The sequence below is a fragment of the Mycobacterium sp. TKK-01-0059 genome (genome assembly GCF_000709305.1).
Lineage (GTDB): Bacteria > Actinomycetota > Actinomycetes > Mycobacteriales > Mycobacteriaceae > Mycobacterium > Mycobacterium intracellulare.
Genome location: NZ_KL446993.1, coordinates 3,783,358 through 3,794,468, shown reverse-complemented (window position 1 = coordinate 3,794,468; position 11,111 = coordinate 3,783,358). Strand labels below are relative to the sequence as shown.

Here is an 11,111-nt window from a genome sequence, read left to right as displayed (position 1 = left end):
CCACCTGTAATCGTCGGCGGAAGCATGACACACGCCTTCGACCCGACCGGACCCGACGGCCACCCGCGCATCGTCGCCGACTTGCTACGGCCCGATGCGTACGACCCGCCGGCCCACGACGTGCGTCTTCACGAGACGCACAGCTCGTGGGTCCTGCTCGCCGGCCCCTATGCCTACAAGCTCAAGAAGCCGGTGGACCTCGGGTTCCTCGACTTCACCTCCGTCGAGCGGCGTCGCGCCGACTGCGACGAGGAGCTGCGCCTCAATCGGCGGTTCAGTCCCCAGATGTACTTGGGCGTCGTCGAAGTCACCGAGCAGGACGGCCACTACCGCATCGGCGGCGAGTCCGGGTCGGGCGAGCCGGCGGTGTGGATGCGGCGCCTACCGGAGAAGGGCATGCTGCCGGCCAAGCTCACGCGCGGCGAGGTCGACCTTCGTCTCGCGCGACGAATCGGCCGCACCCTGGCCAAGCTTCACGGCAGGACCGAAACCGGCCCCGACATCGATGCGTACGGCAGCCCGTCCAGCGTGGCCGCGAACTGGCAGGAGAACTTCGATCAGATTTCACCGTTCGTCGGCCGGACCATCTCAAGCGACGTCAACGACCACATCCGACGCTACGTCGACGAATTCCTGCGAACTCGGGCGCCGGCGCTCGAGCGACGCGTGGCCGACGGACACGTGCGCGATGGCCATGGCGACCTGCATGCCGCCAGCATCTGCATCGACGACGGCCAAATTCTGCTGTTCGACAGCCTGCAATTCGCGCCGCGCTATCGCTGCGCCGACCTCGCTTCCGAAGTCGCCTTTCTGGCAATGGATCTCGAATACCACGGGCGCGCGGACCTGGCCTGGGGGTTCGTTGATTCCTACGTGCGCGCCAGCGGCGACGACGGTCTGCTCGACCTGCTCGACTTCTACGCCTGCTACCGGGCCTACGTTCGCGGCAAGGTCCGCAGCCTGCGCCTGGCCCAGACGGAACAGGCGTCCGGCGGTGAAACCGCTCAGCTCGTCGCCGAGTCGCGGGCGTACTTCGACCTGGCGTGGGCGCATGCGGGTGGGCTGCCCCGTCCGCCGATGGTGGTCACCATGGGTCTGCCGGCGAGCGGCAAGACCACGCTGGCGCGCGCGCTCGCCGGCCGACTCGGGCTGGTGCATCTCTCGTCGGACGTGGCGCGCAAGCGGATGGCGGGCATCGAACCCACCCGGCGCGGCAGCGACGAATTCGGTTCGGGGCTCTACGATCCCGCGATGACCCGCAGCACCTATGCCGCCCTGCGCCGCGACGCCGCGCGCTGGTTGCGTCGCGGCCGGGGCGTGGCCGTCGACGCGACGTTCGGCAATCCGCGCGAGCGCGCCCAGATGCGTCAACTGGCGCACCGCCTCGGCGCCGACCTCCGCGTCGTGCTGTGCGACGCCGACGACGCCACCCTGATCGCGCGACTCGAGCGGCGCGCCACGCAGAAGGGCGTGGTCTCGGATGCGCGAATCGAGCTGTGGCCCGAGCTGCGCGCCGCATTCACGGCCCCCGACGAGCAACCGTCCGTTCTGCGGGTCGATGCGACGCGCGACAGCGAGGAGACCGTCGAGCAGGCGCTGGCGCTGCTGCGCGCTTCCTACCGCTAACGGCGCCGTCGCGCGCCGTGCCGTCCTAGCACGTCGGCGTTGGCCAGCGTCTGGGCCTGAGCGGCCAGGGTCGATGCCCTGTTGGCGTGCGCGATCGCCTCGGCGTCGTTAGTGGATTCCTTGCCGCGCGCCGCCGCCAAATGCCGCTGGGCCTCGTCGAGCCGGGCCTGGGCGTCGGCGCCGACGGTGTCGCGATGCCGGGACACGTAGTCAGAGATTTGGCGCAACCGCGCATCCGCGGTGGACAGCGCCTGCGGCAACGATTCACCGTGCCCCGCAACGCTGCCCGGCGCGCGCCGGCGCCGACGCGCGCGATAGAGCACGAACAGCAACAGCAGAACCACGGCGACGATGACGCCGATCGCGACCAGCGGCCAGATCGGCTTCGACGAGCTCGCCGGCCTGGCCGAACTCGCCAATTTGTCCAACCCGTCGGCCGCGGCGACCGCCGCTCCGCTCCAGTCCTTGGCGCCCAGCACGGGTTCAATTTGGTTGCGCCGCAGGCTATCCAGCCCGGCAGCGGTCGGCCCCTGCACCTGCGGCGGCACGGTGAACGAGTACGCCTTGGTGTTCGTGGCGATGGCCAGCAGCGCATCCTGGCCGCCCAGCCCGCTGGCGGCGCGGGTTTTGTCGGCCCAGTTGTCGGGCTTGAACCGGGAGAAGTTGTCGACGTAGACGACCCATAGCTGAATATGCCGATCGCGATACAGCCGGTCGATCGCCGCGCTGACCGTCGCGCGACCCGGATCGGTCAAGACCCCGGTGGTGTCGGTGATGTGGTCCGTGAGCTTCGACGGCGGCTGCGCGGCGCCGGGGCTTGCCAGCAGCAAGCCCGCGGTGAGGATCGTCAGGACGGAACCGAACAGGCGAATAACCCGCATACAGGTAACTTAGCCGCCCCTTCGCGTTGGGTCAGGAGGGCGCCGCATCCGCGACCAACGGGGCGCGAATCGCTTTGCGCACGTCGACGACCAGCAGAATCCGCCCGAGACGCCCGCTCGCCACGGCTCCCCCACGCACTGGACACCCACTGGTTACGCGCGTAACCTCTGTCGCGCAACGACAGCATTCTCGCGAGCGAAAGGCCACTGAGAACCGTGAGTAACGCCATTGAGGTCTTCAACCCGTCCACCGAGGAGCTGATCACCGAGGTCCCCGACTCCGACCAGGCGGCCGTCGACGCGGCGGTGGCCCGCGCGCGTGAGACCTTCGAGTCGGGCGTGTGGCGCAAGGCGCCGGCGTCGCACCGGGCCAATGTCCTCTTCCGCGCGGCGCGCATCATCGAGGAGCGCACCGACGAGCTCGCCGCGCTCGAAGGCCAAGACAACGGCATGAACCTGACGGCCGCGCGGCACATCATCCCGGTGTCGGTCGACATGCTGAAGTACTACGCCGGCTGGGTCGGCAAGATCCACGGTGAGTCGGCCAATCTGGTGTCCGACGGCCTGCTGGGCACCTGGGAGACCTACCACACCTTCACCCAGCTCGAGCCGGTCGGCGTCGTCGGCCTCATCATCCCTTGGAACGGACCGTTTTTCGTCGCGATGCTCAAGGTCGCGCCCGCCCTCGCGGCCGGCTGCAGCGCCGTCCTCAAGCCCGCCGAGGAGACGCCGCTGACTGCGCTGAAGCTCGAGGAGATCTTCCGCGAGGCGGGCCTGCCCGACGGCGTCCTGAACGTCATCACCGGCTACGGCGAGACCACGGGCGCCGCGCTCACCGCGCACCCCGACGTCGACAAGATCTCGTTCACGGGGTCGACGGAGGTCGGGCGGCTGATCGTCAAGGCGGCCGCCGGCAACCTCAAGCGGCTGACGCTGGAGCTCGGCGGCAAGTCCCCGCTGATCATGTTCGACGACGCCAACCTCGACAAGGCGATCTTGGGGGCGGGCATGGGCCTGCTCGCCGGTTCGGGGCAGAACTGCTCGTGCACGTCGCGCATCTACGTCCAGCGCGGCATCTACGACGACGTCGTGCAGCGGCTGGCGGAGTTCGCCCAGATGCTGCCGATGGGCGGCAGCGAGGATCCCGACTCGGTGTTGGGCCCGCTGATCAGCGACAAGCAGCGCAAACGGGTAGAAGGCATCGTCAACGACGGCGTGGCCGCCGGCGCGCAGGTGATCACCGGCGGCAAGCCGATGGACCGCAAGGGCTACTTCTACGAGGCGACGATCATCACCAACACCACGCCCGACATGCGGCTCATCAAGGAGGAGATCTTCGGGCCGGTCGGCTGTGTGATCCCGTTCGACGACGAGGACGAGGTAATCGCCGCCGCGAACGACACGCACTACGGGCTGGCCGGGTCCATCTGGACCGAGAACCTCTCCCGCGCCCACCGCATGGTGAATGAGCTTCGCGCGGGCCAGGTTTGGGTGAACTCCTCTCTCGCGGCCGACCCGTCGATGCCGATCAGCGGCCACAAGCAGTCCGGGTGGGGCGGCGAGCGCGGCCGCAAGGGCATCGAGGCCTACTTCAACACCAAGGCGGTCTACATCGGTCTGTGACCTGCTGCCCCGGGCGGCCGCGCGCGTAACGCCACGGCGGAACTATCGCCGATTTTTCGCCGTGGCGTTACGCCGGGCCATCCCGGAGACTTTCGGCTACAGCGGCTTTCAGTGAGACGCTACGAGGGCACGGCCCTCGTCGGTGCAGCCGGCAATGAAGTCAGGGGCCGAGTCCACTTGGGCGATCTTCCCGCTTTTCAGATCGCTCTGCAGGACCCTCTGGCAGTACTGGTTCCAATCGGTGTCAGCATTCAGCTGCACGAGATAGTGCTGAATCTGCTCATCGATGGCCTGTTTGCCTTGGTTGTACGAGGGCGACCCGGGGTCGGCGCCCGCGCCGGGCGCGAAGACAACGGCGGCGGCACTAAGCACCGCTGCCAACGTCAACCCGCGCAGGCGACTCACGCAAGCAATCTTACCGAATCGCGGCCGTCTAGAAAGTCCACGAGCCGGCGGACTGAAGCACGAAGCCGCGGTTGAGGATTGGATCGATGCAGGCGGTCAGGCGGTCAGCGCCCACGACGCATGTGATGTCGCCTTTGGTGAGCTTTTGGCCGACGTTGAGCAGCGGCGAGGTGATGATCGGGCAGCCGGTGCCCTTTTGAAAGCTGTATGGGTTGAGGTCCGTCGGAAGCGATGACGGCGAGGCGACCACCGAGCAGCCGTCGCTGCCGACGGGGGCGTTGTCCGGCAGACCAGGCAGTGGCCCATCGCAGCTGGCGCTGACATGATCGCCCGGCTTGGGTGGGTTGGGGAGGATGCACTGCAGCCCATCGGGTGTCGCGAAATAGGCCGCGCCGCCGGCGCGGGCCGCGGCGGTAAAGGGCGCGGCGTCGACCGCTTGAAATGCGTTCAGATCGGGGAATTTCGGCGGCGGCGTGGCCGTCGCGACGCCGGGGGCGTTGCGGGAACATGCCAGGCTCAGGACCGCAACGGTCGCGGTGATCACCGCTAGGGTCACCCTGCTCAGCATGTGGTGTCCCCCTTCCTAGTGTTGGACGCCAAAGGTTGTCGTCCACGTGTTGGGATCATAGGTCGGCCCGGGCGGCCAGGTGCTCACTCGAAGCTGAATTGTCTCAAGGCCGGTCGCGGGGTCGAGCGTCGTGCCCGTGATGGTGGGGCCGTAGACGGTCGGAAGCTGGTTGGGGGCCACCAGCGTTTGGGGTGTCGCCCCCATCAGCCCTTGCGGTGTGGCGGCGGTGATGCCCTGCACGGGGCCACCATTGGTCGCGCCGACGAGCATGAATCCACCACCTTTGAGCGAGACCAGTTGGCTTTCACGATCGCCGGGGAGGCTGACGGTGCCGACGCGCTGCAAGTTGTTGATCCAGCTGTTGGGTTTGGCCGGATCGATGGGTCCCGACACCCACATGCCGCGGGTGGTGTCGCCGACCCGGTTGCTGGTGTTGCCGACGATCACCATCTGGTTGGTGGCGGGGTCGTAAACGCCGCTGGCCTGGTAAATCCCCGGCAGCTCACCAACTTTCACGGGATGGGTGGGATCAGTGTAATCCCAGACCGACCCGTTGGTCGCGAATTCGTTGAACCCGGGCGTCACGGACCCATCCGGGTGGCTGAAAAACGCGTAGCGATGGCCGTCGGGCCCCAGCGCGGTCCCCGTCGGCAGCGGGCGGGTGCCCGGCGGCCCTTGCGCGAGCTCCGATGCCGGGCTGCGCGGAAAACCGTCTCGGGGGTCGCCGCCAAAGGTGGGGCCCTGGCCGTCTTGGAACTGGTCTTGCAGGTCGTAGGTGTTTTGCTCGTGTTGGGGCGGGCCGGCCGGTCCAGTGATCCTGGGGTCGCTGGGTGGAGCGTCTTGCCCGTCCCCGAAGCCCGCCGGCTTGAATTCGGCGACCGCGGCAGCATCTTGCGGGGTGAGGTGTCCGTTCGCCTGTGCTTCACGCAGCGATTTCGTGTAGGTGTCGCGGATCGAGTTCATCTGCTTGAGGGCGTCCCGCGTGTCATCGGCGGCGTCGGCTTTGGCGTCCTTGATCAAGGTCTCGAGCGCCCGGCGGCTCTTCGCATCGAGGGTGGGGTCTTGCAGATCCTTGGTGGCCGCGCCGATCAGTTTGTCCAGCAACTGCAGTTGTCGTTCCAGCGTGGCGATCTCCGCGGAGCCCTCTTTTTGCGCGGCGGCCAGCATGGCGGCGATGTTTTCCAGGTCCGCGGCGATCTTGGGCAACTGGTCGGTCTGCAGGCGAAGCGATTTGGTCAGCCGCTGCACTTCTTCTGAGCCGTTGATCGGGTGGTCGCCGTTCTGGTGGTTCCAGGCCTGATCGAAGCGCTTGCGGGCCTGCTCGAACTCCTCTTGGGCGGCGGTGGAGCACCGGCCCGCCGCGTGGAAGGCCTCCGCCAATTGGGAGATCTGAAAGGGGTTGCCGGCCTGCAAACTGCGGTTGACCGCCCAGGGATCGCCGCCGGCCTGGGCGATCAGATCGGCAACGCTCAACCAGTTCAGCTGCATCGCCCCGCCCATTTGTGCTTTTGACCAGCTTTGACGCTACCTCCGCTGGGTCCCCTGTCCCCCTATTCCACCCGAAAAGGCGCCGCAATTCACTTCAGTGCGCTCGGCGCGGAGCTAATCGGGGACGCGTGGCGAGGGGCGCGCTTCAATAGCATTGCGGCCAGGAGGACATGATGGCGCGCTTCAAAACCGAAATGGAAGTCTGCCCGCACTGCCGGCGCTCGGCGGAGGCCACGGTCGAATACAACTACGACAACGACGGCAAAGTCACCGGCAGGCGGGTGCGGGACGTCAACTGCCGGTACGCGGACTGCCCGGGTAGCGAGGTGCCGCCGCACTGGGGCTAGGCGATGTCGGTCGCCCGCTGCTTCGTGTCGGACTCCTTGTCGGAGAGAAGATCCCCTTCTTGGAGCATTCAAAGTTTGGCGACGCCGCCGATTCCACGCTCAACTCGCTACGGGCGTCCAGGCTCACCCGCCGCGCCGAGCCCGCGGTGAGACAACGTCTTCACTGGGTGCCAGACGGCGCCAACCGCTTCGCCAGGTACGGCGCCGTGCGGCTCTGTTTGGCCCGTGCCACCTGCTCAGGTGGCCCCGCCGCGACGACCCGGCCGCCATCGCTGCCGGCTCCCGGTCCCAAGTCGATCACCCAATCTGCACCCGCGACCATCCGCATGTAGTGCTCGGCCACCACCACGGTGTTGCCCGCGTCGACCAGGCGGTGCAGTTGACGATCGAGCAGATCCACATCGGCGGGGTGCAGCCCGGTGGTCGGCTCGTCGAGGACGTAGAGGGTGTGCCCGCGCCGGGGTCGCTGCAGTTCGGCCGCGAGCTTGATCCGCTGTGCCTCGCCGCCCGACAGCTCGGTGGCGGGCTGTCCGAGACGGAGGTATCCGAGCCCGACCTCGTGCAGCGTGGTCAGGCTGCGCGCCGCGCTGGCGACGTCGGCAAGAAACTCCGAAGCCTCATCGACGGTCATCGCGAGGACATCGGCGATCGTACGGTCGTGATAGCGAACCTCGAGTGTCTCGTCGGAGTACCGCGCTCCTTGACACGCCGGGCAGGTGGCGTATGTGCCTGGCAGGAACAATAATTCAACCGACACGAAACCCTCCCCCTGACAGGTGGGGCAGCGACCGTCGGCCACGTTGAACGAGAACCTGCCCGCCGTCCAACCGCGGCGGCGCGCCTTCAGGGTCGCAGCGAATTCACGGCGCACGGCGTCAAACAAGCCGGTGTAGGTCGCCAGCGTCGAGCGCGGCGTGCGTCCGATCGCACGCTGGTCGACCGATACCAGCCGGTTGATGTTTTCGGCCCCCTCTGCCGTCACACCAATACTCGCGTCATGATCGAGATCGACTATCCCGCTGTCGGTTTCGTCGTCGTCGGGTTCGGCAGGCTCGACCGCTCGTCCGGTGCCGAGCTGGCTGTGGACGACATCACCGAGGACCTTGACGACGAGTGTCGACTTGCCGGAACCGGACACTCCGGTGACCGCGGTGTACACGCCGAGGGGCAGGTCCACGTCGAGGTCTTTCAAATTATGGAAGCAGATCCCGCGCATCCGCAGCTGCCCGGACGGCGTACGTGGTTGTCGACGCGGCGGCCGGGCACCGTCGAAAAGGTAGTGACGAGTGACCGACCCCTCGATGTCGGCGAGGCCGGACACCGGCCCGCTGTAGAGCACGCCCCCACCGAGTTCTCCGGCCCCGGGCCCAACGTCGACGATCCAGTCGGCACGGCGCACGACGTCCATGTCGTGCTCGACCACGAATAACGAATTGCCCGCGCGCCGCAGGCGATCGAGCACCTCGAGCAGCGGCTCGGCGTCGGCCGGGTGCAGGCCGGCCGACGGTTCGTCTAACACGTAGAGCACGCCGAACAAGCCGGCGCGCAGTTGGGTGGCCAGCCGCAACCGCTGCAGTTCGCCGGGTGACACGGTCGGGGTCCGGCGACTGAGCGTGAGATAGCCGAGGCCGAGATCAATGAGTACCTGCAGGCGTGCGACCAGGTCGGCGGCGATCATGGTCGCCACTTCCGTCAGCTCGCCGGATGTCATGGACTCGTACGCGGCGGCGGCGTCGGTCCGAGAAGCCGTCGGGCGCAACGTGTTCGCGAGGTCGCCCAGAGGCATGGCCGTGTAGTCGGCGATGGTGCGGCCGGCGAAGGTCACCCGCAACGCCTCCGGCCGCAACCCAGAGCCGTCGCATACCGGGCATTCGACGGTGTCGACGAATTGCAGTACGCGGCGGCGCATCATCGCGCTATGGGAGTTGGCCAACGTGTGGCGGACATGGCGTTCGGCGCTGGAAAACGTGCCGTTGTAGTAATAATCGGCTTGCACGGGGTGCTGGCTCGGATCGATTTCGACGGTCGGTTGCTCCTCGGTGAACAGAATCCAATTGCGTTGCCGCTTAGGCAGTTTCCGCCATGGCTTGTCGATGTCGTAGCCCAGCGTGACGAGGATGTCGCGGAGGTTTTGGCCCTGCCACGCGCCGGGCCATGCGGCGACGGCGCCTTCGCGGATGGTCAGCGAGGGGTCTGGCACCAGTGTCTCTTCGGTCACCCGATGGATTCGTCCCAGCCCGTGACATTCGGGGCACGCCCCCACCGCGGTATTCGGCGAGAACGCATCGGAGTCCAGTCGTTCCGTAGCCCCCCGCGGGTAGGTCCCGGCGCGGGAGAACAGCATCCTCAACAAGTTCGACAGGGTGGTGACGGTGCCGACCGTCGACCGCGATGTCGCCGAACCCCTGCGCTGCTGCAGTGCAACGGCAGGCGGTAGCCCGGTGATGTCATCGACCTTTGGCGCGCCGGTTGGCAATAGCAGGCGGCGGGCGTACGGAGCGACCGATTCGAAGTAGCGGCGCTGGGCCTCGGCATAGATGGTCCCGAAGGCTAGCGACGATTTGCCGGATCCGGAGATGCCGGTGAACGCGACCAGCGCGTCACGCGGCGCGACGACGTCGACACCCCGCAGATTGTGCACCCGCGCCCCGTAAACGCGCACAGAAGGATCGATTTCGTCGGTGCGTCGATACGGGATTTGCGTCATCTTGCTCAGCCGAGTACCCCCGGTGGCGGCCGCACAAGCCTGCGCTCCCCGGCAGCGACCAGCGAGGGCCTGTCGGCAATCCGTTTTGACCCCCCGCCGGCCGGGAATTCCGCCGTGGCGATGACGGAAACATCACCAAGCCGGATCCGCCTGAGCCATCACGTCGTGGAACTCGATGACGGGCGGCGGATCGGGCTTTCAGTCGGCGGCCGCGGAGTGCCGTTGTTGTTCATGCACGGGCTCCTGCTGAGTCGGAAGGCCTATCTGCGGATGCTCAGCCGGATCGCCGGAATGGGATTTCTGGTCGTCGCCGTCGATGCCGCCGGTCACGGAGATACCGGGCGACTGCCCAGCAACGCGTGCGGCTTCACCGATCGCGCCGATTCGGTGTTGCGCACGCTGGACGCCCTTGGCATCGGACAGGCGTTGTTCGTCGGCCATTCGATGGGCGGGCGAATGACCATCCAGCTGGCCGCACGCGCGCCTGAGCGGGTACTCGCCGCCGTGCTGTTCGACCCGGCGGCCGGAGCGCGGTTCGACACGACCATCCCAAAATTGGTGAGGTCCCCAACCAAGGCGTTGGGCGCGGCCTACACCGCTGTCCGCGACACACTGGGCGACCCGACGCAGCTCTCACCCAGCGAGCAACTCGGATACTTCCGCGTGCTGGCCGCGGTGGCGGTGCCCAACCTGCGTGATCCACTCGCAGCCGTCCGGACGATCAGGGCCATCGTCGAGTCCGGTGATTACACGCCGATGCTGCACACCATGCGCGACGAAGGGATGCCCACGATGGTGGTGCACGCCGAAAAAGACATGATCGTGCCGTTCCCGCACGCGCGCGAAATCGCCAACGAGGCCGACGCGACGCTGTACAGGGTGCCGGACGCGTATCACTCGTGGATGATCGCCAATCCGCGCCAGGGCGCCGATGCGTTTCGCCAACTGCTCGATGGCGAATTGGGCGAGGTGCTTCGCGACGCCGCCGACACGATGGGCATCGCCGACCTCGATGACCACGAGGCGTGGGAGCGCGAATTGCTGGACCCCGATGCGCTGGTGTTGCAGTTCATCCACGGTCGCGACCGAATCGAAATCGGAGCCGAGGAGCTTGACCATGTCGACCTCGAGCTGGTGCGCCGTACGGAGCGCTCGCAGGAGCGGCTGTCCTGGGCTCGACGGACGTATCGCCGGTGGGCGGCCAAGCACCTGCATCAGGCGCGATCGCTGATCCGGCAGAGTACCCGGATCGAGCCGGAGCACCACGAATAGCTACCGGCGGAACTGAGTGGGGCGGGCGGGGCTCGAACCCGCGACCAACGGATTCGCAAGCGGCAGATCCGGACCATTCCCGTTGGACCCAGTTATATGTTGCCGCACAACGGTTTTCGACGAACACATCGCCTGGTCCGATCCCGTTGATTCTCGGTGTTTCGCGGTCATTATCGGTGAATAAACGATGGGTA

General features: G+C 67.1%; 9 protein-coding genes. 4 read left to right on the top strand and 5 right to left on the bottom strand.

What is annotated here, in order from left to right:
* Positions 1-24 precede the first annotated feature (24 nt).
* A complete protein-coding gene (locus K883_RS17940; protein WP_036455109.1) occupies positions 25-1,626 on the top strand; it encodes a bifunctional aminoglycoside phosphotransferase/ATP-binding protein in 1,602 nt (533 codons plus the stop codon).
* Here K883_RS17940 and K883_RS17935 read toward each other — a convergent pair.
* Entirely contained in the window at positions 1,623-2,507 is an 885-nt protein-coding gene (locus tag K883_RS17935; protein WP_036455108.1) for a TPM domain-containing protein, read from the bottom strand. The two genes, K883_RS17940 and K883_RS17935, sit on opposite strands and share 4 nt — an antisense overlap.
* 216 nt (positions 2,508-2,723) lie before the next feature.
* Here K883_RS17935 and K883_RS17930 point away from each other — a divergent pair, with 216 nt between their 5' ends.
* Positions 2,724-4,130: an aldehyde dehydrogenase family protein gene (locus tag K883_RS17930; protein WP_008255685.1), complete on the top strand. Its 1,407-nt coding sequence runs from the start codon at positions 2,724-2,726 to the stop codon at positions 4,128-4,130.
* A 108-nt stretch (positions 4,131-4,238) separates the two neighbouring features.
* Here the strand turns inward: K883_RS17930 and K883_RS17925 are convergent, their stop codons facing one another.
* The 3 genes from K883_RS17925 to K883_RS17915 are packed head-to-tail and all read right to left on the bottom strand — an operon-like array spanning position 4,239 to position 6,591.
* A complete protein-coding gene (locus K883_RS17925) occupies positions 4,239-4,535 on the bottom strand; it encodes a hypothetical protein (RefSeq protein ID WP_231504855.1) in 297 nt (98 codons plus the stop codon).
* 28 nt (positions 4,536-4,563) lie between these two features.
* Positions 4,564-5,103, bottom strand: a complete 540-nt coding sequence (locus tag K883_RS17920; RefSeq protein WP_009957733.1) for a hypothetical protein — start codon at positions 5,101-5,103, stop codon at positions 4,564-4,566.
* A gap of 15 nt (positions 5,104-5,118) precedes the next feature.
* Complete coding sequence (locus K883_RS17915) at positions 5,119-6,591, bottom strand: putative alpha/beta hydrolase (RefSeq protein WP_029385664.1); 1,473 nt, start codon at positions 6,589-6,591, stop codon at positions 5,119-5,121.
* A gap of 173 nt (positions 6,592-6,764) precedes the next feature.
* On the opposite strand from K883_RS17915, the gene K883_RS17910 reads away from it, so the two are divergent.
* Positions 6,765-6,938, top strand: coding sequence for a 5'-phosphate oxidase (locus tag K883_RS17910; protein ID WP_225332004.1), 174 nt, complete (start codon positions 6,765-6,767; stop codon positions 6,936-6,938).
* Between the two features lie 160 nt (positions 6,939-7,098).
* Here the strand turns inward: K883_RS17910 and K883_RS17905 are convergent, their stop codons facing one another.
* Positions 7,099-9,645 (bottom strand): excinuclease ABC subunit UvrA, encoded by a 2,547-nt coding sequence (locus K883_RS17905; RefSeq protein WP_036455107.1) that lies wholly within the window; start codon positions 9,643-9,645, stop codon positions 7,099-7,101.
* Between the two features lie 120 nt (positions 9,646-9,765).
* Between K883_RS17905 and K883_RS17900 the strand changes: the two genes are divergently transcribed.
* On the top strand, positions 9,766-10,917 hold the full coding sequence (locus K883_RS17900) for an alpha/beta fold hydrolase (RefSeq protein WP_036455106.1): 1,152 nt from the start codon (positions 9,766-9,768) through the stop codon (positions 10,915-10,917).
* Positions 10,918-11,111: the final 194 nt, after the last annotated feature.